The organism is Pedobacter sp. N23S346 (assembly GCF_048515415.1).
In the GTDB taxonomy this organism is placed as follows: Bacteria; Bacteroidota; Bacteroidia; order Sphingobacteriales; family Sphingobacteriaceae; genus Pedobacter.
The window spans coordinates 131,598-157,023 of record NZ_JBLYEE010000002.1; the positions used below are offsets into that span (position 1 = coordinate 131,598).

Genomic DNA, 25,426 nt, shown 5'->3' on the forward strand with positions numbered 1-25,426 from the left:
TCATGAAAAAATATATAACCATTATAGCATCCATTACCATACTGTTTTTTGCATTATCATCCTGCAAAAAAGCGTTTTTGGATGAAAAACCATTTTCGGCCTACACGCCATTAACCCTTACCGATTCGCTTGGTTTCGAAGCTTCGCTTATCGGTTTATATAACCACACCAGTACCATCTTTTCATGGGGTGATCAGCAAGGCTGGCCGAGCGTTTGGCAGGTGGGAACCGATGTGGCAAATGCAACCAATAATCAGCAAGGTGTGGAAATTCCATATTATAATTATGCATTATTAACACCAACAGATAATGGTGCAGCCCGTGCGTGGAACAGAAACTACATTATGGTTAATTCCACAAACATCATTTTGGATGGCATCAGCAACCTAACCACATCAACAATCAGCCCGAATGGTAGGAACCTGATCAGTGCCGAAGCAAGATTTTTTAGGGGATACGCTTATAATAACCTGGCTACTTTGTTTGGTGGGGTTCCATTAGTGAAAAATGCCTTAACCGGACCGAAAATAGATTTCGTTCGTGCACCAATAGCTGAAGTTAACGATTTTATTGTAGCCGATTTAGTTTTTGCTGCTGCAAACTTACCAGATATTGAAGCGGTAAAAAACAATACAAAAGGAAAAATGTACGGCAGGGCGAATAAATTTATGGCCATGCAACTTTTAGCAGAAGTCTACTTGCGAATTGGCAAACCAGATTTGGCAGAGCAACAGGCACAAGCCATTATCAGCAGTGGTAAATTTAACCTGATTAGAAGCCGCTATGGTGTAAAAGCGAGTCAGCCGGGAGATTATTATTCTGACATGTTCCAGTATGGAAATCAAAGAAGATCACAAGGAAATACAGAAGCTATCTGGGTATTGGAGCAAGAAAACCCGACAGCGGTAGTTGGCGGTATCACCGATAATCCACAACAAAGAAGGGTTTGGGGAGCAGCTTATTACAATATCGCTGGGATGGCGGTGGCCGATTCATTAGGAGGTCGTTCCATTGGTCGATTACGTTTAAGCAATTGGGTGCTTTACGGCTTATACAAAGGAAATGATATCCGTAATTCACAATATAACATTCGCAGAAAATATTATTATAACGATCCTAATCCAATCTACGCAGCCAGATTTGGAAAGCAAGTGCCATTTACAGGTCCAGATACCTTAATTAATATCTGTCCAAGTACGACTAAATGGGGCGCTTTTGATCCCAATGATACATTCGGATTTGCCATGATTAAAGATTTTATCTTAATGCGATTAGGCGAAACCTATCTTTTACTTGCCGAAGCACAAGTGGCGCAAGGTAAAACGGCACAGGCGGCTACCACTATAAACGTGTTGAGAACCCGTGCAAATGCTGCTCAGGTTACGGCAGCAGAAATGACAAAAGATTTTATTCTTGATGAAAGAGCGAGAGAACTGATCGGAGAGGAGAATAGAAGAATGACGTTGATGAGAACAGGAACTTTGGTAGAACGTGCCCTTCGTTTAAATTCAAACGATGCTTCTAAACCGATTACGGGCTTAACCACAAAAGCATTGTTATTACCCATTCCACTGAATGAAATACAATTGAACAAAGATGCTGTTTTAACACAAAATCCTGGTTATTAATAAGAAAAGTTGGTTAGTTTTTCGGGTCGTCTTCGGATGGCCCGATTATTAATTTCTTCAAATAAAAAATCTTGTTGTAGCGTCCCGCTACGACTCAACGCAGATAGCGATTGCATAAAAATTGTTAACAAAGACGGGTTTCTGGTGAGAATTCTTAACAGAATCGTCATGCTGATCCGATAGCTATCGGATTTAGTTCAGCACCTTTAGAGAAGATCCTGAAACAAGTTCAGGAAGACGATTCGTCTATTAGATCGTTCGTGTGAGAAAATTTTCCGATCCTTCACTTCATCGGTAATGTTAGTGGTGGGAAATCAACTTACGAAGTTTAGTTGGCTTGTGTAGCGGAAAACTTCGTAAGTTTAAGAACGTAGTTTATCTTCCTTGAACGTCCTTGCGAGAACATTCTCCTCTTTGATACAGTATTAGCCGCAAGAAGGTAGCCACAGCCAATGAAGAATTGGCTTCGCAATGACGACCGTTTTTGTACCGTGTGTTAGTTCTTTCTATAATTAATTTTTTCCTTCAAACTTAACCCAATCCTTCAAAATGTAGATAGGAGTGAGCACGGTTTTATTTTTAATGAAATTGGCTTTGATGAACTTTCCACTATTTGACAAGTATTTGATTTCTGAGTTAATCATATCCGTAGTCGAATAATATGCCCCATAAGGACAATGGTATGGATTCCCTTTAACATCAGTTGTAAATACAGAAAAAAAGATAAGCTTTCTGGAATTGGTATCTGGTTGTTCATATCCAAAAATCCGGTAATCTTCCCTGATATTTCCATATACCATTAATGAACTATCCTGAAGGCTAATGATGGCCTTTTGAAAAGCATCTCCATTCATTTGCGTAGCCTCAACATTTCTGATGGTATCAGGCTTATGTACTTTGGCTGGACTAATGTGATCATTCGGTTCGATTTTGGCAACGCTGTCAGTTTTACTCGTGTCAGGAAGCCTGGTTTTTACGGCTTTGTTATTTTTATTGCCGCAACTCATGGCTAAAAAACAAAGGGCCATCATAGATAAACCCTTCCAATGGAAGAAACAGTGAAACGCGTTTAGTCTGGTCATCTTTTAATTTTTTGAAATTTTTAATAACTGATTTTTCCTGAACTGCTGGTAATCAAAATGCAAATTAAATATTAAATAGCAAAAGTAATTTCCAATAATTGCTGCGCTATTTCTTGGAACCTATCAAAAGCTATCCAACAGTTATCCCGATATTCTTTTTATAAAGCATACAGTAGACTTCGTTCGCGTTGCCATATCGTTTCTCGTAACCAACTAAGTTATTAATGTAATCTATTAACCGCTGATTAGTGAGGGTAGACGTTTCAGATAATCCTGAGATCTTCCATGGAAAGTTATTCTGATTTGGGTTGGGCGTGTGTAAAAATAACGCATCACTAGCGCTGTCATTGTCTAAAATGGTAATCCAGATCTGAAAATTAACTGTTAAAGATTTAGCTCGATCACTTAAAAGATCGAAATGTCGGAACAATTTATCCAAGTGAGGTTTACGACGTTTAAAGCTATCATTTCCATAACCATACCAATCGAAATGCGTATGCAAATGATCAAACCATGCATCATTTGAATCTGTAAACTTTAATTCACTTCAGTCTTCATTCTTTAGCTCCAGGTTTTTATAATATCGCCGAAGGCCTCTGTGTTTTTTAATGCGGTTCATGATTTTGTCTTTGTAGATTTCTGGTTTTGATAAAATTCAAGATTGATCGGCTCATCTTATTCGCTGCGGATGGGCCGATCAAAAGGTAATTTTACTCTCTAATGTTTGTGATCATGGTGTATAATATCTCTGATTTTCACTTTTATGATCTTATAAAAGCAATTTTTTTAATGGGTAATATTAAATTTCCTCGATCTATTTTCTTCCATAAAAAGTAATTTTAATGTTAGGAATAATATAAAGTGTAATTCCTTTACTTAAGTCTATACTAAAACTTTGATTTTTTATAATTCTACCATTGGAATGATAAAATGTTCCTAATGAAAATGCTATCCCCCATTATCATGATATGCAATTCCAGAAGAATAAGCTATCCGGCTATTGTCATGGTATGCTAATCTTGAATCATCCCATTTAATCTTCTATTTTCGTGATACGTTGCAATTATTAATTCATAGATGCCTCTAATGCTTCGTAGTGTAATGCATCATTTGTTTTTATAAAATTTACTAATTCTTTAGTTGCTGCGTCTATATCAGAAATAAAATCGCTTTGCTTCGAAATCCTTTCGATGCTGTTTAGATGACTAAAATAGTGAAGCACTTTTAGAATTCTTTTTGAAGCGGTATTCCCAAATACTTTATCTGCACGTTTATCTACCTCATCTGAACTTGGATATTTTGACAAGGTATATAACTCCAAAAACCTTCGGAAAATATTGGGCATAGCAAGAAGTCGATGAGATGCCGCTCGGTCGGGCTCATTGATAAACTGATATATTTCTCCAAACAAATATTGGTACTCTGATGAATATTTTTCAAAAGCCATAGGAAGTGGGGAGATAAACGATTCATCATTTATTCTAGAAATAAAGTATTTGGACTCTTTGTTCTTGCCTAATGGTGGAAGCTCCTTTAGTAATCCAAAAAATTCAAAATTATGTGTAGAGATAAAAAGCTGTTTACAAGCAATTACCCATTCGGATTGTAAAGGGTTATTGGCAGAGGGAACATACTTACAGAAAGTATCTTTTAGAAGAGAGTTAATTTGGAAAACATGATTGCTATCTAAACTAGATATTGGATCGTCAATATAAACTATTGTTTCTTTTAATTGATTTTTTTCATTCAAACTATCCATTAAAACTAAAAAGTGAGAAAAAGCAATAGCTGTTTTTTCTCCCTCGCTGAGATTTTTGGCAAGCTTAGCCCCTCTTTTTAGGTTGAATTTATTTGTATCCTGATTTACCTCAATTTTAATATCGGTTCTATTTAAAAAACTTTGAATGAATGTGTTCAATTTGTCACACCCTTTTGAAATGCTGTCAATTTCTGCATTCAGTTTAACATTCTCCTTTTGAAGTTCTAAAATGCGTAGGTTAAGTTTTTCAATTTCTTTTTCGGCTTTTTCCTTGTTTAATTTGACAGAAAGGTATTTATGTTCTTTTAAAAACTCAGCAACTAAATGCTTTTGATACTTAACCCGTTCAGCACTTATAATGCTTTCAAAACTTTTGCTAAACTCATTGTTATCATTAATCACCGCATTAAGATCATCTAGAGCCTTTTGTAAGTTATCTGATTCGTTTTTTGATAATGTTGATACTGGCAGATAAATACTTTCTGCTTCTTTTTTAGATAGCTCTTTTAAAAGAATATTAAACATTACTGTTGCTAAATCAACTTCCTTTTTTACAATTTTTAGAATATCTTCATATTTACTTTGGAAACCATTATTTAAATCATTGGTACTTAATGGAAAATTAATTGTTTGGAGTTTTTGAATTTCCTGATGGACGAGTTGCTTTGCTTTTTGTATTTCTTCTCTGAGAATAGATGCTTGGTTATTAAAATAATTTGTTAGCTCTGAAAAACGTTGATCGGTTAATGGGTTTCCACAAAATTTGCATTCATCTCCTTTTTCATGAATAGTCAATCCTTGTTTTGCCCAAGAATAGTGCGAATGATTGTTTTCAAGAATATCTATTATTTGAGCCTTCGACGGTATTTGGGACAAAATATTTGTGGCTAAGTCATAGGCTTCTTTTATAGTATTTTGATATACAATAGTGTTTAATTCTTCTTTAGGACTTTCAATCTTTACTATATTTTGTAAACGTTTTAATTCATCTTTATCTGATATTACTGCAACATTTATATCTGTAAGGATTAAGTCCTTTATTTTTTTAAAATGCCCTTTATTAAATTCAATAAGACTTATAAAAGCATCATTTTTTATTCGTTTTGCCTCAATTGTGTAAAGGTTTTCAAAATTGGTATACTCTTCAACTAATTCTTCGAAGTCTGCTTTTTTACCAACCTTTTCTGCCGTACCTTCGATAACATCTATTTCCGCTAAATTGTTGTTTATTTTATCACGGATTTCAATACTTTCGCCGACTTCAAAAGAAATGGCGTTGATATGATCATCGAATTCCCATTTTAGATTCTCCTTAATGTAATCAGAGTTAAATACTTCTACATTTCTGATGTATGTACTAATCGTATCGTGTTGGTAGCTACCGCTTTCTGAACTTATTTTAAAACTACCTTCTTCTGAAAAATCATCATGTATTCTTTTATTTTTTAATGAGGAAAATAGTCTGGATAGGGTGGTCTTTCCAGAATAATTCCATCCATAAAAAATATTTTTACTTGAGAAATCTTTTAATGTGCCATTTTTTGACCATTCGAAGTTTTTGTAAATACCAAAGGTTTTAAGCTGGTCTATTTTTTTGAGCATATTTAGTTTTTTTAGCAGATTATCAATCGTACAAATTCTTTACATGTTTATTGATATAAGCATTTAAACCAGACCCACTTCTTGCCAGTACCTTCATGTTTTCAACATGACTACTCCCAGCTCTTCTATAGCTGTACGTATAAGTTCGTGATGTTACTGAAAATTGTACTCGGATGTAATCGGAGCCTATTTCATAGGCAACTACTCCTGAATCTCTACCTGTATTTCTATATCTTTCCATGTTTTTAGTTTAAAGCTCTTTATAGATTTTAGTCATTCTGCTGTCTCCCTTTGTATATCCCTTTCTCGTACCTAAAAAAGTTTCATCAGATTTTTTAAGGGCGATTATTTTGGAAACAGTAAATAGTTTCCAATCAGGAACATTCCCTTTATCGCTTGTTCCTCCAACTTGATATGCTGATAGTGTGTCGTTTCCTTTAGTGGAAACTCCAAAAGTATATGGCTCAACTAATCTATAGTGTCCATCATAGTGAAATTCTAATAAGTTTCGAATGTCAATTGCATCAATAATTGTTTGTTTCATGTTTTTTAGTTTATGATTAAAATTAATTTTATGTTTTATTACATTCCCAAAACCTCCACCTTACTCTTTCCGCTCTGCTGCTTACTCACTTTAATCTGTACGGGAATCCTTTCCGTCATTTCCTGCACATGGGAGATCACACCCACTTTACGGCCCTGATTATGAAGTCTTTCCAAGGCATCCATGGCAATATTGAGCGTAGTAGGATCTAAGGAGCCAAAACCTTCATCAATAAATAAAGATTCTACTTTCATCCGGCTGGACGACAAAGAAGCGAGGCCTAAGGCTAGAGCAAGCGATACCAGGAAAGACTCTCCGCCAGAAAGCGAATACACAGTTCGCACTTCATCGCCCATATCCTGATCAACTACCTGTAAGCCGAGTGTGGCCAGAATACGTTCAATTTTATACCTGCTGGTAAGTGAATGCAGGTGGATGTTTGCATAGCCGAGCAAAACATCAAGCGTATATTCCTGGGCAATCTGTCTGAATTTTTTACCATCAGCAGAGCCGATAATTTCATTCAGTTTGCTCCAGTTTTCCGTAATGCTTGCCTGTGTGTCGATGCTTTTTAGCAAGTCACCAATTTTGTTTTTATTGGCTTCGTCTTGTTGTAACTGGAAACCGATTTCGCTTCTTTTATGCTTCTGTAATTCTACGTCAGACTTTGCAACCCTAAATAATTCGTTAAGATCTTCTAACGGACGTTCGGATAAGGTTTTTTGCTGATGCGCATCCAGCAATTGCTTTCTTTCAGCCAGGATGGAGGTTGCTTTCGTAACTTCGTCATCAATGGTTTGTAATGCCATACGCTCGGCATCCATCCAATCGTTGTTTAAGGTCAGGAGTTGATGCAGTTCGGTAATGCTTAAAGTCGCGTTATTTTTTTGGTTATAATCGCTGAGCCAGGCTTCTGTTTTTTGTGAAGCTTTTGTGGCTTCAGTTTCTAAAGTATTTAATGTGGCAAGCAATTCCTCTTTTTGAGTATTGGCTTTGGTACTGTTGATGCTTAGTTCCTGCTGTATTGCCTTAAGCTGATCCAACTGTTTTTGGGCTTCGGTAATTGCCTGTTTCAATTGATTTTCTACATCTGATGCAGGTTTTCCATCGAAAATAGTAAGGCGTTGTTGCTTCAGATCCTGGTAGTTTTGATGTTGTATGGTGTAAGCATCCGTCTTTTTAGTCAGTTCAGCCGAAAGGTTTTTTACCTGATTTTCCAGTTCTTTTAGCGTGGCTGCTAATGCCCCTTCCTGAAGGATATATTGAGCTAACTTCTCCGAGTTTTCATTCCATGTTTTGGCAAAGGCTTCTATACGGCCTACAAATGTTATTGGATCCGCCTTCCAGTTTTTCATCCATTCTGACGTGGTAAAATAGGGCGAAAGTATTTTTTCAACCTCATTAAGATCCAAGGTAGCCTTTTGTAGTTCCTTAACTTTTCCGCTGTGCTGTTCCTGGTAAAGGGCGATGGCAGCTTTTGCATCTTTTAATTGATTGTTGAGGCTATCAATGGTTTCTTTCAGCAGGTCAATTTTGTTTTTATCAGCTTCCAGTTGTTGTTTTTGGCCTGAATAAGCCTGTATCTGTACCAGTAAACCTGCTTGTTTTGTTTTCAGAGACTGTAATTTTTCTGCTATCCAGTCGGCTTTTTTTACATCGGAAATGGCTTGGCTTTCTTGGGAGATGTCGAATTGTTCCCAGATTTGCTTTTTATTTTTCACGGCAGCTTGTTTAGCATCAATGGCCGCACTTTGACTTTGGATGGTTTGCGCCAAGGTTTGAAAAGCTTGTTCCAAAGCATTATACTGACGATAAGAGGCAAGATAAACACGTTCCATTTCTGCATAGGATTCTTCCAGTTTAGCCAGTACATTTTGCAAACCTGGATGGTGCATGGCATAGGGATGGCTGGTACTGCCACACACTGGACAGGGTTCCTCATCTATCAAGGTGGCTCTGAGCGTTTCAACGTTTTCTGCTGATGCCAGACGAGATTGTTGCAACAACTGTGCAGTGGTTTCCTTTTGAGCACTTTCTACCTCCAATTTTCTGGAAAGTTCTGCCAAGCTTTGCTGTTTTGTTTGGTAATCAGCTTGATCTGTGAGTTGTTTCTGGCTTAAGGTTTGTAATTCCGTAAGCGCACTATCCAGCAATTGCCAATGGGCTTGTGCTTTTATCGTATTTTCAACTGAACTATTTATTTCCTCCTTATCCAAATTTAGGGTTTCGATTGGGATTAAGAGCAGTTCTTTTAGCTGAACATCATAGGTTTTCTTTAAGCTTTCCCATTCTTCATTCTGCTTGCCCAGGCTTGTTTCAATCGCTATTTTTTCTGTTTCACTGTTGTGAATTTTAGCTGCTAATACATCTAGTTCTGTGGTAGAAGATTGTACGGTTTCTAAAAGCTTTTTAGCATCCTGTAATTTAGAAAGGATGATGTTTTTATTTTCAGCAATCGGACTCCGATCTATATTTTCTGTCTTCCACTTGGTTATGGTTTTGATCTGAGCGGAAAGCGCTGTAAATACTACTTGCTTATCTGCCAGTATTTTTTGTTGCTGGCTGTTTGTTTCCGATGCACTGTCGGTTTCTTTTTTGGCTTTTTCTAAGGTTTCCTTTTTTTCAGCAATTAACGTATCAAGTTTTTTGGCTTGTTCCAGCAGGGGTAAAGCATCATTTAAGGCTTTGGTTTTGGCTGTAAGCTCATTTCCTGATGCTAAAAGTTTTACCTCTAGTTTTTCTCTCTGATCCTGGAGCGAGACAATGGATTCTTTTAAAATATTCAGGGCAATTGTTTTCTCCCCATACTGGTGTTGTGCATGCTTTTGTGCATCTACCCAGCTTCTGGTTTGTTGTACCTGCTCGGTTACCACCAGTTTCTGCCTGCGTGGAAAAGCATTTATTTTATGCTCATTTGCTTGTTGTAATGTGGCATTGGCCTCAAGATGATTGGCTTGTAATTTAGCGAGTTGCTCGTGCCAGCCGATTTCTAAAGTTAGATTTTCAATCTCTTTTTCTAAAATTTTGATTTCAGTTGCCAGAATTCCCTGTTCTTCCAGTAAGGTTTTAAGTTCGTCTTCGTTGAGTGTGGCAATTCCTTCCTTTCGTAAATTAAGTTCGCGGAGTTGCTGTTCTTCAAACTTATAATTCTCGAATATTTTTCTGGAGATTTCAGAATAGATATGCGTTCCGGTAAGTTTTTCTAATAATGAAGATTTTTCATCCTTGCTGGCTTTCATAAAAGCAGTAAAATCGCCTTGCGCCAGCAAAACTGAACGGGTAAACTGCTCAAAATTTAGTCCAACAAGTCTTTCTATTTCCTTTAGGGTTTCGGCTTTTTTACCCGGAATAGCCACATGAGAAGTGATATTCTGTAAGGTAACCGAATCTTGCTGCATACTGCCTTCGGCTTTATTTCTGGCACGCCTTACGCTCCAGTTTGCCCGATAGTGTTGTCCGTCGATTCCTCTAAAGTCTACTTCGGCAAAACCATCGGCTGTTCCGTCTCGTAAAATTCCGCGAACATCACTTTGATTTAATTTAAATCCTTGAACATCAAGGATCTCTATCCCTGTTTCCTTTGCCTGCAGGTATCGTGGTGTTTTACTGTATAGCGCAAGACACAGCGCATCTAATATGGTCGATTTTCCGGCTCCGGTAGCTCCGGTGATGGCAAAAATCCCTGCCGAACACAGTGGCTCGGCAGTAAAGTTAATCTCGGTAGTTCCTTCTAAAGAGGCCAGGTTTTTTATGCGTATGGCAAGTATCTTCATCTTATTCGGCTGTCTGGTTTACTTCCTGTGCTACCTGCTGAAAAAGTTGCAGTAGAGTAGAAGGAACTTCACTGTTGTATCTGGATTGATATATTTTGTTAAATACATCAAGAGGCTGTAGTTCGCTCAGTTTTTCTTGTGTAATAAATTCCGATGCTTTTTCTTTGGAAGCAGGATTTATCGATTCAATTTTAGCCAGTCTTACTTTCTTACCCATTAATGCCGTTTCGATTTTATGTCGCAAAGCTGGTTCAGGTCCGTCTAGCAATACCCGAACTTCGAGATAGGGTGCTATTTCTGAATGCTGATCAATTATTGGCAATTGTTCCAAAAGCGCAATAACTTCATGCAAGGGCAGGGGCTTCAGCGGAATTCTTAGCAAAGGTACAAACAGCGGGATTTCTATTGTTTTAAGGTTGCTGATCTCTTCTTCCAATTCAAATACAATTACCTGATGTTTGTAGTTAAGCTCTGAAAAGGACATCGGCAGCGGACTTCCAGAATATCGAATGTGTTCTTTTCCGCCAATGCGTTGCGCTTTGTGGATATGGCCTAGTGCTACGTATTTGAGATCAGGATGAAATGCGGTAGCCGGAATACATTCAACACCACCCATAATCAGCCTTTCGGTTTTATCCAGGTCGCTTATTTCAGCATGGTGAGTGTGCAGATGTCCCATCCCAATGATAGTTTGTCCGTTTTGCTTTTTCAAATTGGCATATTGGAAAGCTTCTTCGTATAATGCTGTTACGCCTTCTGTATAAGGATTGGCACAGTCAGCAATTGCCGGATAATCGCCCATGCGCAAAAACGGAACAGCCAGACACCATATTTTAATGTCGCCTGAAGCATCATGTATGGGAACAAGTAGCTTCTCGTAATTGATATTTCCTTCTGCATCTTTTTCGACCAAGCCAATAATATGTACATTGGAGGATTCCAACAATGGCTTTGGTGCTTCTAAGCGAGAGGCAGAATCGTGATTGCCGGCTGTGATGATGATCTGTAAATTTGGATTTGCTTTAGTTGCTTGATTCAAAAAGGTATAGAACATTTTTATGGATGCCGCTGCCGGATTGGAAATATCAAAAACATCACCACTGATGAGCAGAACATCTATTTTTTCATCCTGTAGCGTCTGCACCAACCAATTCAGAAACTGCTGGTGTTCAGGTGTACGGTCGTATTCGTGAAACAGCTGGCCGATGTGCCAGTCTGCGGTATGGAGGATTTTCATAAATTAATCTATTTTCAGAAGCCTATACTTTTTGCTGATGTGAAATCACTTAAATTTATTTCTCCATTTTATGCAAGGAAAATAGATTCAATGGTGTGCTTTGTGTCCTTAATATATACCAAGCAGACTGCGATATTTACGTGCAACTATGTATCAGGTCATTCAAAAGAAAAGGCTGCTATTAATTTGATTTTTCATTTTGATTGAGTGAGTTAATCTGAAACAATAATAGGCATAAATCAAAAACATTAAAAGTAAATACCACTTATGTTGATAAGATTTGATTTCTAATTTTTAGCTTAATATTATTGGCTGATTGGTGAGCTAAAATAGAATAAGGTAACGTTGCATCCTTACGGAAAACCGTAAATGTTGAATTATAAATAGTCGGACTTGAATTGCTATTCCAAGCAAAAGGAATATTTTCTTTTGGTGATGCTGGAGAATGGGAGAGAAGTCAAGGTGAAGATCGTAAACTCCCTTATTTATGATTTTTATTTTAGATAGCAACATCATTATTTATTCTTATTTAACTCAATTAGAATACTTATCACGAATATCTACTAACAAAGGCTTCGTCAATCTGCGACAAATTTTAGCTGATGTTAAACAAAATAGGCTGTCTCAAAATAAAATAGGCAGCTTTTTTATGTAAATAAATCCTGTGTGTTATTTGTTGTTCCTGGCTAGAAATAGTTTATTTATCCATCATTTTGGTGAAAAACAGCAAAAGCAAACCTTTTTATGCTACTTTTTTCTAAATATAGGATTGTAAATGCCGTTAATTGTTTCTTTTCTAGATGTTAATCCGGGTTGGTGAAAAAAAATACCGCATTTCGGATATTTACACGAGTTGTATAAGAAACTGTCTAAATTTTATGAATGGAGATTAACTAGCGAAGTTTTGGTGGCTTTTGTTGGGGGAAATACTTCGAAAGTTTTATGGGCTGTCATCAAAACTTGGGAAATTCTTCAGCGCATAGGCTTTTGAAATTTCTTAAGTTGATAAATTATAATTTTTAGACAGCTTCTAAAGTGTAACGTTAAATACTACACATCTAAATTTTAGCCCTTTATTACGCTGTTTTAAAGGAAATTTAGCACTTCTAAAATATTTTTATAAATGAAATCCAGTTCTGTCGCAGTAATACAGTAAGGTGGAACCAGGTACATCACATTCCCTAACGGACGCATAATTATTCCGCGTAATAAAAATTCATGATATAGTTTTTTGCCAATCTCATTAAAATAAGAAGTTTGCTGATCATTTTTTATTTCCCAGGCCAGGATGGTTCCGGTTTGCCTGACTCTTTCAACCCGCGAATGCTGTTTTAAAACGATTGAAAATTGAAAATGCTGCACAGAAATCCGCTGAATATTACTTTGAGTTTCTTCATTCAACAACAATTCCATGCTGGCCAAAGCTGCAGTACAGGCTAGTGGATTTGCAGTAAAGGAGTGCCCGTGAAATAGCGTTTTATAGTGATTATCCGACAGAAAAGCATTATAAATTTCATTTGAACAAGTGGTAATGCCCATTGGAATGGTTCCACCCGTTAACCCTTTCGAAAAACACATCACATCAGGTTGCACCGTAAGATGATCAGCTGCAAACAGTTTTCCTGTTCTTCCGAAGCCTGTAAAAACCTCATCCTCAATGATTAGAATTCTCTGGTCTTTGCAGTACTGCATTAATTGATCCAAATCTTCAGCCCTGTGCATCAACATTCCGGCAGCACCCTGAATTAAGGGTTCGCAAATAAAACAGACTAGTTCATGGCGGCAGGCTTTAATTTGAGATTTTAAATCCTCCAGGTTTTCAGCCGTTGGTGTATCAATAAAGATCACTTCGAACAACATTTCTGCAAAGGGTATCGTCCAGATACTTCTTCCACTCACAGACATGGCTCCGAAAGTATCGCCATGATAAGCATTTTTAAAAGCTAAAAATTTAGACTTTTTAAGGCCTTTATTAAAAGAATACTGAATACACATTTTAAGCGCCACTTCCACAGCTGTTGAACCATTGTCAGAATAAAAAACCTTCTGCTGGTTTTCAGGAAGAAGTTTTAAGAGGTTTTCTGAAAGTTTAATGGCTGGTTCATGGGTAAACCCTGCAAAAATAACCTGTTCTAAAGTATTCAACTGCTCGGAAACCTTTTTTGCGATATAGGGATGCGCATGGCCATGTAGGGTAACCCACCATGATGAAACAGCATCGATATACTGCTTTCCGTTGTCATCAAAAAGATAAATGCCCTTCCCCTTAACAATAGGGATTGCATCCTCAGCAGTCTTCATTTGTGTGTAAGGATGCCAGTTAACGGCCCGGTCTCGTTCTCGTAAATTCATAAGTATTTCTGTGGATTATTAATTTCCCATAATGGTGCATGCTGTACTCCTTATTAATTGGCAGATTTTTCCACTTTCATTGGTTTTAGTCCCAAGGTCTGCAGCATTTGCATGTCTTCTAAAACACCCGGATTGGGTGTTACGAGTAAAGTTTCTCTTTCGCCTGTAAAAATGGAATTTGCTCCAGCCATAAAACACCAGGCCTGCTCAAACACCGTCATTTCAATTCTTCCGGCACTCAGGCGAACCATCGATGCAGGCATTATAATTCTTGCAGTTGCGATCATTCTTACCATTTCCCATGTATCTGTTTTTTCGTTATTTTCAAGGGGAGTTCCTTGTACTCTGGCTAGTGCATTGATGGGAACAGATTCGGGGTGTTTTGGCATGGTTGCTAATGTTAACAACATAGAAATTCTGTCTTGGTGCGTTTCTCCGAGCCCAATAATTCCTCCGGAACAAACCGTGATGCCTGCTTTTCTAACGTTATTTATGGTGTTAATTCTATTATCAAAAGTTCTGGTCGATATAATTTCCTGATAATATTGTTCTGATGTATCCAGGTTATGATTATAAGCATACAAACCTGCTTGCTGAAGGCGGATGGCCTGTTCTTCGGTTAGCATACCCAGGGTGCAGCAAACTTCCAATCCGAGTTCGTTAATGCCTTTTACCATTTCAATTACCTGATCAAAATCGCTGTTATTTCTTACTTCTCTCCAGGCTGCGGCCATACAAAAACGGGATGAACCACTTTCTTTAGCTTTCTGGGCATGTGCAATTACGGTTTCTGTAGGTAATAAAGCCTGAACTTTAATATTGGTGTGATACCTTGCAGCCTGTCCGCAATAAGAACAATCTTCCGGACAGCCACCTGTTTTTATGGATAGTAAGGTAGAGATTTGTATTTCTTGCGCATTATGCCATTCACGGTGTACTGTGGCGGCTTTATAGATAAGTTCCAATAAGGGTGAGTGGTAGATTTCTTCTATTTCACTTTTAGTCCAGTTGTTTCTGACGATTGTTTTCTGATCCGTTATCATAAATTTTTAATTTGTTTGAGATACTTTCTATAGTTTCTTTTGTGATTTTTTCGATGTTGGGAATTCTTATAATTTTCGTTTTGGCTCCTATGAAATTGCAGATAACCCGTTCAGTATCTTCGGGGAAATCTCCATTTAAAATCAAATATTCCAGCTTAATTTTTCCTTGGTTTAAAGCCATTATTGATAGTAAACTGTGGTTGATGCAGCCCAGGTAATTTTTTACTACAAGTGCAACAGGAAGGTCTAATTTTGCAATTAGATCGATCATAAATTCGTGATCAGAAATCGGAACCATTAATCCTCCTGCGCCCTCTACAATGAGGCGTTCAAAATTTTCAGGGAGTATAAAATCATTTGAATGAATTGAAATCCCTTCTTCGCCAGCAGATTGGTGTGGTGATGCCGCAAGTTGCAGGCGATATTTTTCAGGGTGAATGATCACATTTTCGCATGCCCAGGCTTTAATTTTCATACTGTCGGTGTTATCCAGATCGCCAGATTGAATGGGTTTCCAGTAAGCTGTATTAAAATATTTCGTTAAAATTGCTGCACAGATCGTTTTTCCTACTTCTGTTCCTATTCCGGTGATGAATAATTTCATGTTTTTAGTAACCTGGTAAAACCGTTTTTAATTTTCTGTTAAATAAATTTTTTAATAATGCCGGTAAGTGCGGTAATCTCTTTTTCTATATTAAAATTATGAATACAGATTCGCAGGCGTTCTGTACCTTTTTTTACCGTTGGGCTGTAAATAGCGTATGTTAATAATCCTTCATCTGATAGTATTTGCTGCAAGCTTTTTAATCGATCATAATCAGGAATTATAATAGACTGAATGGGACTGTTTTCTGCTGAAGGAGTAGATAATTTCTGCTTACGGAAAATTTTAATGTTTTCCTGAAGTTTAACTGACGAATCAGCCTCTGCTTTTAAAAAGTCATAGCCGGTTTTTATCGCTATCCATTGGAGGTTTGGAGCGGAAGTGGTATAGATAAAAGGAGAAGCAAAATTAATGAGATAAGAATGGATCAATTCATTACATAAAATAGCTGCACCATGTGCGCCCAGCGCTTTCCCATAAGTGATAACGGTTGCCAAAGTTGTACGCTGAAGCTGATATCGATCAACCAAGCCATAGCCTAAAATACCAAAAGCATGTGCTTCATCAACAATCAGGAACGCACCATGCTTTTCTGTAATTCTGGAGATCTCCTTAATAGGGGCGATGTCGCCATCCATCGAATATAGACTCTCTATTGCCACATAGCAGTTTCCGTTTTGCCTTTTTAAAAGCTGTTCTAAATGTTCAGGCTGATTATGATTAAACTTTATCTTTTTGGCATGAGACATTTTACAGGCATCGTGCACGGAACGGTGGATCTTTTCGTCGACAATAATGGTATCATGCCGGTTAGGCAACGTAGAAAATAAGGCTAGGTTGGCTTCATACCCGGAAGAGCATAATAATGCAGACTCGTATTGATGTGCATTTGCGATAAATTTTTCTATTTCCATCACTTCAGCACTGTTTCCACTGATCAGCCGTGAACCTGTACTTCCTGATAATAATTCGGGTCTATCGATAATTTGTTGTAGTAGTAAATTTTGGAGCTTTGTATTTCTGGCAAATCCGAGATAATCGTTTGAATAAAAATCTACCCCTGTTGCTTTTGGTTTTAATATCCTCAAAGTTCCTTCGGTTTTTCTTTGGTCAAGATCGGCCTGAAAACGATTAAAACTTTTAAGCATGTTTAAATGGCTTTATTTCATCAATAATGGCATTAATCCACCTAGTGTGCAGTTCTCTTTCGATCTGTAAAATAAATTCTGCATGGGTTCTCCAGTTTTCAGAAAACCCATTAAGTTGCTCAATCATTTCTTCCAGGTGTCCTTCTTCTTCAAGAATGATCGATTTTACCATAATCTTTGAGGCCATTCTGGTAAGAACATCTTGATAAATAGGATAGAGTTCATCTGCACGAACTTCAATTGCATAGGTTACAAAGAGATAGGCAGCGTACTTCAATTCTTCCTTTGTTAAATTGAAATGATGTTGTAAATACCTGCAAGCTTTAATATCAAGCGCATGGAGGTATTGTCGCGTTGCAACTGGTGCCAGAAGTTCATACTGCGTATAAGTGCTGCACAGCAAATTACCTAATTTACCAATCTGTTTTTTGAGATAATAGGCGTGACGATGTTCTTCACAAGCGTGTTTCAGTTGAACTAAACTTACTGTGCTTGGATGTTCACAGGCTGAAATTTTTCGTGCTCCCGCATTTTCCATGAAAGAGAGGGTATTAAGCCATTTTGCATGGGTTTTATTATCGCCAGTTATTTTCTCGAGAAGATGGTAGAATTCCATTTATTTTTTGATTTGTGCCAAAAATAATATATTGCCGGATGGTTGTATTGGGCCAGTTTTGATATTGTGGGTAGTCCGGTTGAATTTCCTTTTGCAAGCTTTATTAACGTTGAAAGAAACGCAGGTGCTGCTAAGGTTGAGTGCAAAGCAAAGATTAGCGGCGTTAATCTTGCTCATGAAGAGGGCGTTTCTAACTCCTAAAGGTGATTACGATCGTTGTCCCCGTCCTTTGGACTATTTGTAAAGATCTTTTTTCCGCTCTTTGCTGCGGAGGCATGGTAATTTTTCACAGCTAATATTGTTTTTAGCGGTGTTCAAGAATGCTGCGCATTTTGGAGCGCCAATTACTCAAAACGCTTTGTCAATCAAGCTAGGGGCCCTTCACAAATTCCACACACATCAAAAAAAGCGGCACTTCGTTTTGTGTTCAATACTTTTTAAAAATTGAACCCGTAATTATGAACACAAAAACACTGCGTTTAAGGTTTTTTAGTGCTATTTATACTATTTTACAAATGTTTTTTTGATTTCTCTGGCCCTTGGGATTGACAGTGCTCTTCGGTGAAGCCTCTGCTTTATTTAAGTTGGTTAGCATGATGCATAAAAAAACACCTAGAAAATGTGTCTGGCGCTATAGTCTTTTGAACAGGATGGTCAAAAAGTGGCGTGGTAGAAAAAATAAGTTATTTCTGCAAACATCTTATCCAGATCCGGCTGGATTTGTCAATTTAAATAAAGAACTGGAAAATTATAAAATCATCTATAAAAACTATTCATTTGCTTTTTCAATTATAAATCCCTGGAATTTTGAAAGGATCATTATTCGTTTCTAACAAAATGTCTAAATTTCATGAATGAAGATCAATTTGCGAAGTTTTGGTGGCCTTTGTTGGAGGAAATACTTCGAAAGTTTTATGGTACTCTGATTAAAACTTGCGAAATTCTTCAGCGCACAGGCTTTTGAAATTTCGTAAGTTGATAATTATAATTTTTTGACAGCTTTTTAAGAAAAGAGAAAATCTTCGTTGAAATGATATACTTGAACTAAAAATCATTACTATTGCATATTGTATACAATATGCAATAGTAATATGATAACACAAGAATCGTTAAAAAGTCAAATCATAAAAGCGTTGTGGCAATTGATAATTGAAGGCAAAATAATGCCTAACGAACCGATGCGGGAAATACAATTGACAGAAATGCTTAGCATCAGCCGAACGCCACTTAGAGAAGCACTACAGCAATTAGAATGGGAAGGTATTGTAATATCCGAACCGAGAAAAGGATATAAATTAGCGCCATTTTCTGAAGCTGATATCTTTGAGATTTACCCGTTGAGGGCAAAATTAGAATCGTTTGCTTTAGAATTATCAGGTGTTCCAGATCAAACAGTTTTGGGTGAACTCAATCAAATTAATTTAAAAATCCTCAATTCAAAATCGCCCAAAGACTTGGTTGAATTAGATGTGCATTGGCATGTATTATTACTTTCTAACTGTCCGAATCAAAGATTGCTGAAAATGATAAAGACCTTGCATCGCCAATCGCAACGGTACGAGTACGCTTATATGTCTATCAACAAAATGGTTGAAAAATCTAACACTCAACACGAAAATATTATTCTTCAATTACAAAATGGACAGCTCCAAAAAGCTACGGAATTACTTGCTGAAAATAATTTAGTTGGTATAGATACACTTGTTAATTGGTTAAAATCTGGCAATAAATAAAATTTGATAAAAACCAAAAATTACAATGATATAATTCCTTTTATTTTCAAGTTTTTGTGATGCTCAAAAATAGATAGACACCGGGTTTAATATACCATAGAAAAAACCAACCTGTATACAAGAGTTGTTGGGAATCCTGACAAACCGATAATTATTACACTTTACGGTGGGCCTGGTGCTTTTAATGTTGACCATGAATTTTATAGAAACGTATTTGAAAAAGATTATTTGGTGGTCTATTTTGACCAGAGAGGAAGCGGGAAATCTGATAAATGGAAAGATAAAACAATGCTCACAACAGACCAATTTGTGAAGGATTTAGATAGGGTAGTAGATCATATAAAAAGTAAATATCCAAACAAAAAAATAAACATTAACGACCTTTTTTAAGAAACATAATTAAAACAAAATTTAAAGTTATAACTCAACAATGAAATTCAAATTATTCGCCTTTATATCACTGATTTCACTTAACACTTTCGCACAAAACGTTAATGAAAAGATTAAATTATTCGAAAACAATGTAAATCATTGGAATAAATTACAAAATAAAAAATATACTTTAAAAGAGAGAATGGATCTTTTTGAAGTCAATGCTGTAAGTATTGCGGTGATTAAAGATTACAAAGTAGAATGGGTAAAGGCTTATGGTTTTGCAGATGTTTCTGAAAAGAAATTGGCAACTACACAAACACTCTTCCAAGCAGGTTCCATTAGCAAAACGATCAATAGTCTTGGTATTTTAAAATTAGTTGAAGAAAGGAAGTTGGGTTTAGATGATGACATCAATAATTATCTTAAAACCTGGAAATTCCCTTACGATGATGTTTCAAAAGGCAAGAAAATTACAATTGCAAATTTATTAAGCCATACAGCTGGTTTATCGGGACACGGTTTCGGGGGATATGCAAAAGGTGGAACTTTACCAACAACAATTCAAACGCTTGATGGAATAAAACCTTCCAACTCAACTGCAGTTCGCTCCATCTTTGAGCCTAATCTAAAATTTCAATATTCTGGAGGTGGAACTACAATTACACAGTTAATTCTCGAAAATACAACAGGGGAAAAATATGAAGACTATATGTTGAATAATATTTTAAATCCCTTGGGAATGAGTAATAGTTCCTTCAATCAACCTCCAGCTAAAGAGAAAGAAAATCTATTGGCAACAGGTTATAATAACGAAAAAGAGGTGCAAGGCAAATACCACATTTATCCTGAAAAAGCAGCTGCTGGTTTATGGACTAATCCAACAGATTTAGCCAAATACATCATTGAAACACAGCTATCGTTGTTAGGGAAATCGAATAAAATATTATCTAAAGAAATGACCGCAAAAAGAATAGAAAATAATTTTGGTGTATTTTTAGACGATTATAATGGCGTGAAATATTTTAGACATGATGGCGGAACTGATGGTTTTATTTGCCATTATGTGGGAAGTATGGAAAACGGAAATGGCATTATAGTGATGACAAATGGCACCAGTACGCTTCTACTTAATGAAATCGTTAATAGCCTTGCAAGTATCAATAAGTGGCAAAACTACCCGTTAATTCCCCAGAAAGAATCTATTTCTTTAGCCATCAAAAAAGTAAGCAAAGAGAACATTGATAAAGGTATCGAACGCTATAAAAATCTGAAGAAAACTAAACCAAATGACTACAACTTCTCCAATGAAACAGAATTGAATATGTTCGGTTATGCATTGATGAAAGATGAAAAAATAGATCAGGCTATTAAAATTTTCAGCCTTAATGTGAACGAATTTCCAACTTTGGCCAATGTTTACGATAGTCGTGGCGAAGCATATTTTACTAAAAAGGAATATCAGTTATCTAAAAATGATTACCAAAAAGTGCTAGAACTAGATCCAACCAACCAGAACGCAAAAGATATGCTTCTGGAAATTGAGAAATTCTTGAAAAAATAGAGTTTAACAAAGAGAGAGGTCATCAACCTCCTGTTCTGGCAGATTATAATGGTTTCCAATGTAGCACAGTTAGGAATAAAATAGCTGGTAAAAAGACAAAGGTGTCCAATATTAAAATAGGACACCTTTGTTAAATATTTATACTTAAATCAATCGTTTATAGTCGAATTTGACCCCACCGAAGTAATATCCGCTCATTTGACCAGGGATATATTCAATTGCATTTAATTGAAGCACATACAATGCACTTGTTTTAAGGATGCTATCGCCTTTAAACAATACCAGATAGCGGTCTTTTACTGGAATCATCCCATATTGTTTACCATCACTAAAAGTAAACCAGGTCTGTCTTGCATCATTTGGTTTGCCAGCAGCTGCGGAAGAATCTACAGCATTTAGGTTCGCTGCAAGTATCTGTGGTAAACTGATGCTGGATATAGAACTGCCCGGTAAATCGGCATATCTAAGCGTATAACCGTTGGCTGCATGTATTTCACGGCACAAATTGCCATCAAAACTGAGCAGAACCGAATCTCCGTTAACCCGGTTGGCGTTCAGGTCATAACTTATCTTTCCCCATTTAGTTTCCTGGATGCCCGCAACAGAATCCGGAGTGGTGAAGTTAGCGTGTACAACGGCGTTTGATACCAGGTTTTCGCCTTTTTCACCTGTAAGGGACTGGTCCCCGATGATTTGTTTTTTACAGCTGCTAAGGGATGCCAAAGCAATAAGTATGCAAAATGTAAGCTGGAATTTATTGGTCTTCATAGAATATCTTTTAAAATTATAATTGTTAGAAAATTGACTTCCGATAGTGGAATAATTAATAATAATAAGCGGTGTTTCTAAATCCCTTATTTAACCAGTCATTAATCAGGTTTACCGGCTCATCTGTCGTAATCCAATGTACACCCATAGCGGTGAGCCATTGCCAGCTTCCACGATTATCCTCGGTATCTGCCTTGCCTGATTTAGATTTATGGTAGAGAGTTTTTAGTGTATAGCAGCAAGTGCCGTTAGCAAAATTAAAGTTATCACCACCCGCATCAGGTATGGCATTAAAGCAGCAAACTGTCTTTCCATCTCTCCAGGCTTGGTCCATGATATCCTGATGAATGCCATCTCGTTGTTTAATGTTAATTTCAACACCAATAAAATAGGGCTTATTCTTATAGGAGTTATACTGCGCCAGACAATTAAAATTATCAACCATATTGGTGGTATAAACGGGCACGAATCTAAAGTCACTATAATTTCCGCCCCTCAAACCTAGGCTTCCTTCCAGGTCACCCGGGCCACTGTAGATTGATGCATTCAGCTTAAAAATAGTCCATTTCCGGCTGGGTGTTCCCCATGCGTTTTTCCAGCCTTCGCCTTCATTCATAATGTTCCAGCATGCCCTTGCGGCGTTCCTATCTTTAATGTCTAAAGCCAGTACAATAGCAATCCGCTGATCGCGGATGTAGGAGAGAACCTCTCTGAATGTAGGTAAATGCTCGTTGGTTAACCTGCCGTTTTTATCCTTTAAACGAAGGGTTTTTAACCCGTTGCTATACCAGCTACTTACCAGATCATTTCTATTCATACCCAATTCTGTTGTTCTGCCCAGGTTCCAGTCATGCATCAGTACAGGCTCACCACCTTTATCTAATTTGATATCGATCTCAACCATTTCGATTTTCATGTCGGCCGCACGTTTAATGGCCAGTAATGAGTTTTCCGGAACGCCATTTTCACGCCAGTAGCCCCTGTGTGCACAAACGGCAACCAGGTCATTTTTTCTACCAGATTTTAAAGTGTTGATCACCTTGTCGGTATTTAAGAGTTGTGCCTGTAAAAAGTTGGCCGTAAAGACCAGAAATAATGATAAACTAATTTTTTTGATGTTCATGATAATGTTTTTTGTTGTTTATTTCAAAGTAGTTGCTGCGACCATTAACCTATATGGTGTTGATCTATTCTTCGGTGGGCGACTTAGGGAGGTTTCATTTTTATACGCTTCATGATAACTATTGATTTAATTAAACTGCTGTTTGATAAGGATATCCTGGGTACTATCAATGATGATGTTTGATAGATTTTAAATAAAGAAGCAGCTCCTTTGGCCGGTCAGTTTGGATCACATTAGCACCCTTGGCAATAAGCCAGCCCCAAGCCTGATCGGGCTTGGACTGTTCTACAGCCATGTCATCATCATGTCCGCCGTTGTGTTCAGGCCAGAGCGCATTAAGCCAGATGCTTAGCCCCATTTTCCTGATTTCTGGCATCCACTTTACAAAGTCTGCCTTATCCGAAGAAAAGGTAGGATGGATGAGCGTATGCTTTCGGTACTTGTAGGAGGTAATCACATCCTTAACATCCGCTTTGCGAATATCTACAAGGATATTAAGGGCAATACCGTCCAAATGAAATGCCGGATACCGCTGGTTCAGGCTGTCTAGTGTAATGGGTGGAATATTATAAATGATCTGCCCTTGCATATTTTTTTGCCGGATCATCGCCAGCGCCTGATCCACATATTCGAAGCCCTTATCTACACAGATAGTAATGTTTCCTTTAGCGATGGATAAGTATTCCTCAAGCGTAGGAATACGGTGTGTGGTGATATGGCCATTTCCATTGATCAGCCAAAATTTTTGAAGTTGTTCCAGCGTATAATCCGCAACTTTTCCTTTTCCATTCGTGGTTCGGTCTATAGTTTCGTCGTGCATAATAACCAATTGCCCGTCGCTGGTTTTCTTCAGGTCTATTTCAACAATATCAATGCCCCATGCGATACAATTCTTAAGTCCCTGCAGAGAGTTTTCTGGCGCATTTCTCCAGTCGCCGCGGTGGGCAGCAATAAATACCGCTTTCCCCTCAAAAAGCTTGTCAAGATCATTTGCTGGTTGCTTTTGGGCAAATGCCGGAAATGTGATGCCTGCGATGATCAGCATTAAAAACATCGTGAGTGGTTGTAGTCTTTTCATCTATATTCAGGTTAATAGCCAGGGTTTTGTGGCATAATGGAAGGATTGCCTATTTTCTCAACTTCTGTTTGCGGGATAGGGAATAATAGTCTGAATGTGGGCAGATTGATATTTTCTTCCTGCCGGATAGCTGAAGCAGCCTTTCCGGTTCGGGTTAGTATTAACCACCGCTGACCTTCATAGGCTAGCTCAAGTTTGTATTCCAGCTGAACGGCATCGCGGAAAGCGGCCTGATTGGGCAAGCTTGCCGATGTGAAATTTGGGTCAGCAATAGCCGAGCGCCTGTGTACAATATTCAGGCAATTAAAGGCATCACCAGATGGAGTATAACCCAATTCGTTTACGGCCTCTGCATACATCAGCAATACTTCCGAAAAGCGTAGCAGTATCCAATCGTTTTCTGCATTCTGTGTAGTGGCCGAGATCACGTCCATGAACTTATTAGGAACAAAGTTATTACTGCTACCAGAGCGGGCATATAATAAAAGATCTCTTCTGCGGTCGTTGGCGCCATATGCTGCCAATAGCTTCGGTGGAACCAGTGAAGATTTTGCAGACGTGGTGCCCAGCCATAAGCCATGACCAGCTCCAGGTACCTCTTTATTGTAGCGGATAGAAAATATAACTTCTTCGTTGTTCTTATTGGTTACCTTGAAAACCTCGGCAATATCATTAAGCAGCTTATATCGGCTGGTGAGTAGCGGTTTTAATAAGCGTTGTACTTCTGCGTAGTTTTTTTGCTCCATGAGCACTTTTGCCAGCAAAACGGTGGCCGCCCCGGATGTTGCCCTACCTAAATCTGCCTGACTGGCAAAACGTTCAGGTAAATTTTCCCTGGCAAAACGCAAGTCGTCTGCCAGTGTGCTTAAAATTTGACCGGATGGTACACTCCCTGCCTTTAATGATTCTGATGGACTGACTGGCTGGGTGATCAGGGGAACATTGCCCCAAAATTTAACCAGGTGATAATAATGGTAGGCCCTGATAAACCTGGCTTCGGCTTCCACCTGTCTTCGCTCCGCATCACCAAGGCTGGCATCTGGCAACCGGGCAATGATTTCATTGCAGCGGCTGATTCCGTTATACAGGTTTCCCCATACGTTCAGCAGGATCTGATTAGAGGGGTCATCTGCAAATTTATCGATGTTATACCGATCCTGTGTACCCGCCGTTGGTGCACCAAGTGACAATTCATCGGAACGGTAGCTGCTCATTTCAAAATACATCGTAGGATAATCCGTAAACCTGGCGTAAGCACCAATTAATGCTGTATTGAAACCTTTGGCCGTTTTATAGTAGTTTTCAGCATTTGCTTCAGATTCAGGGTTCAGCGAAAGAAACCCCTTTTTACAACTGGTCAGTAACAGCGATAACAAAATGATGGATAGGAAATTTTTCAT

19 protein-coding genes are annotated in these 25,426 nt (G+C 37.8%); 4 read left to right on the top strand and 15 right to left on the bottom strand.

What is annotated here, in order from left to right:
* The first annotated feature begins 2 nt into the window (after positions 1-2).
* On the top strand, positions 3-1,628 hold the full coding sequence (locus ACN1CD_RS04430) for a RagB/SusD family nutrient uptake outer membrane protein (RefSeq protein ID WP_419129056.1): 1,626 nt from the start codon (positions 3-5) through the stop codon (positions 1,626-1,628).
* 512 nt (positions 1,629-2,140) lie between these two features.
* Here the strand turns inward: ACN1CD_RS04430 and ACN1CD_RS04435 are convergent.
* The 11 genes from ACN1CD_RS04435 to ACN1CD_RS04485 all read right to left on the bottom strand — a co-directional run bounded on the left by ACN1CD_RS04435 (position 2,141) and on the right by ACN1CD_RS04485 (position 17,388).
* Positions 2,141-2,710, bottom strand: coding sequence for a hypothetical protein (locus tag ACN1CD_RS04435; RefSeq protein ID WP_419129057.1), 570 nt, complete (start codon positions 2,708-2,710; stop codon positions 2,141-2,143).
* Positions 2,711-2,840: 130 nt separating this feature from the next.
* Positions 2,841-3,212 carry a hypothetical protein gene (locus tag ACN1CD_RS04440; RefSeq protein WP_419129058.1) on the bottom strand — a complete coding sequence of 124 codons (372 nt, stop codon included), beginning with the start codon at positions 3,210-3,212 and terminating at the stop codon, positions 2,841-2,843.
* A gap of 564 nt (positions 3,213-3,776) precedes the next feature.
* On the bottom strand, positions 3,777-6,071 hold the full coding sequence (locus ACN1CD_RS04445; protein ID WP_419129060.1) for an AAA family ATPase: 2,295 nt from the start codon (positions 6,069-6,071) through the stop codon (positions 3,777-3,779).
* Positions 6,072-6,321: 250 nt separating this feature from the next.
* Positions 6,322-6,615 carry a hypothetical protein gene (locus ACN1CD_RS04450; RefSeq protein WP_419129061.1) on the bottom strand — a complete coding sequence of 98 codons (294 nt, stop codon included), beginning with the start codon at positions 6,613-6,615 and terminating at the stop codon, positions 6,322-6,324.
* 38 nt (positions 6,616-6,653) lie between these two features.
* Complete coding sequence (locus tag ACN1CD_RS04455; RefSeq protein WP_419129062.1) at positions 6,654-10,388, bottom strand: AAA family ATPase; 3,735 nt, start codon at positions 10,386-10,388, stop codon at positions 6,654-6,656.
* A gap of 1 nt (position 10,389) precedes the next feature.
* Positions 10,390-11,625, bottom strand: coding sequence for an exonuclease SbcCD subunit D (locus tag ACN1CD_RS04460; protein WP_419129063.1), 1,236 nt, complete (start codon positions 11,623-11,625; stop codon positions 10,390-10,392).
* A gap of 1,086 nt (positions 11,626-12,711) precedes the next feature.
* Complete coding sequence (bioA, locus tag ACN1CD_RS04465) at positions 12,712-13,977, bottom strand: adenosylmethionine--8-amino-7-oxononanoate transaminase (protein ID WP_419129064.1); 1,266 nt, start codon at positions 13,975-13,977, stop codon at positions 12,712-12,714.
* 53 nt (positions 13,978-14,030) lie between these two features.
* Positions 14,031-15,020 carry a biotin synthase BioB gene (bioB, locus tag ACN1CD_RS04470; RefSeq protein ID WP_419129065.1) on the bottom strand — a complete coding sequence of 330 codons (990 nt, stop codon included), beginning with the start codon at positions 15,018-15,020 and terminating at the stop codon, positions 14,031-14,033.
* Entirely contained in the window at positions 14,977-15,624 is a 648-nt protein-coding gene (gene bioD, locus ACN1CD_RS04475; RefSeq protein ID WP_419129066.1) for a dethiobiotin synthase, read from the bottom strand. Before bioD ends, bioB begins: the two co-directional genes overlap by 44 nt.
* Positions 15,625-15,662: 38 nt before the next feature.
* Positions 15,663-16,772 carry an aminotransferase class I/II-fold pyridoxal phosphate-dependent enzyme gene (locus tag ACN1CD_RS04480; protein ID WP_419129067.1) on the bottom strand — a complete coding sequence of 370 codons (1,110 nt, stop codon included), beginning with the start codon at positions 16,770-16,772 and terminating at the stop codon, positions 15,663-15,665.
* Entirely contained in the window at positions 16,765-17,388 is a 624-nt protein-coding gene (locus ACN1CD_RS04485; protein WP_419129068.1) for a hypothetical protein, read from the bottom strand. Before ACN1CD_RS04485 ends, ACN1CD_RS04480 begins: the two co-directional genes overlap by 8 nt.
* A 1,091-nt stretch (positions 17,389-18,479) precedes the next feature.
* Between ACN1CD_RS04485 and ACN1CD_RS04490 the strand changes: the two genes are divergently transcribed.
* The 3 genes from ACN1CD_RS04490 to ACN1CD_RS04500 all read left to right on the top strand — a co-directional run bounded on the left by ACN1CD_RS04490 (position 18,480) and on the right by ACN1CD_RS04500 (position 21,057).
* A complete protein-coding gene (locus tag ACN1CD_RS04490) occupies positions 18,480-19,121 on the top strand; it encodes a GntR family transcriptional regulator (protein WP_419129069.1) in 642 nt (213 codons plus the stop codon).
* A 153-nt stretch (positions 19,122-19,274) separates the two neighbouring features.
* Positions 19,275-19,511, top strand: a complete 237-nt coding sequence (locus tag ACN1CD_RS04495; protein WP_419129627.1) for an alpha/beta fold hydrolase — start codon at positions 19,275-19,277, stop codon at positions 19,509-19,511.
* A gap of 40 nt (positions 19,512-19,551) precedes the next feature.
* Positions 19,552-21,057: a serine hydrolase gene (locus tag ACN1CD_RS04500; RefSeq protein WP_419129070.1), complete on the top strand. Its 1,506-nt coding sequence runs from the start codon at positions 19,552-19,554 to the stop codon at positions 21,055-21,057.
* Between the two features lie 144 nt (positions 21,058-21,201).
* Here ACN1CD_RS04500 and ACN1CD_RS04505 read toward each other — a convergent pair whose 3' ends face one another.
* The 4 genes from ACN1CD_RS04505 to ACN1CD_RS04520 all read right to left on the bottom strand — a co-directional run bounded on the left by ACN1CD_RS04505 (position 21,202) and on the right by ACN1CD_RS04520 (position 25,426).
* Positions 21,202-21,825, bottom strand: coding sequence for a hypothetical protein (locus tag ACN1CD_RS04505; protein ID WP_419129071.1), 624 nt, complete (start codon positions 21,823-21,825; stop codon positions 21,202-21,204).
* A 55-nt stretch (positions 21,826-21,880) separates the two neighbouring features.
* On the bottom strand, positions 21,881-22,948 hold the full coding sequence (locus ACN1CD_RS04510) for a glycerophosphodiester phosphodiesterase family protein (protein ID WP_419129072.1): 1,068 nt from the start codon (positions 22,946-22,948) through the stop codon (positions 21,881-21,883).
* Between the two features lie 166 nt (positions 22,949-23,114).
* Positions 23,115-24,026 carry a glycerophosphodiester phosphodiesterase family protein gene (locus ACN1CD_RS04515; protein WP_419129073.1) on the bottom strand — a complete coding sequence of 304 codons (912 nt, stop codon included), beginning with the start codon at positions 24,024-24,026 and terminating at the stop codon, positions 23,115-23,117.
* Between the two features lie 11 nt (positions 24,027-24,037).
* The gene (locus tag ACN1CD_RS04520; RefSeq protein WP_419129074.1) at positions 24,038-25,426 is read right to left on the bottom strand and encodes a RagB/SusD family nutrient uptake outer membrane protein; all 1,389 of its coding nucleotides are present in this window, start codon (positions 25,424-25,426) and stop codon (positions 24,038-24,040) included.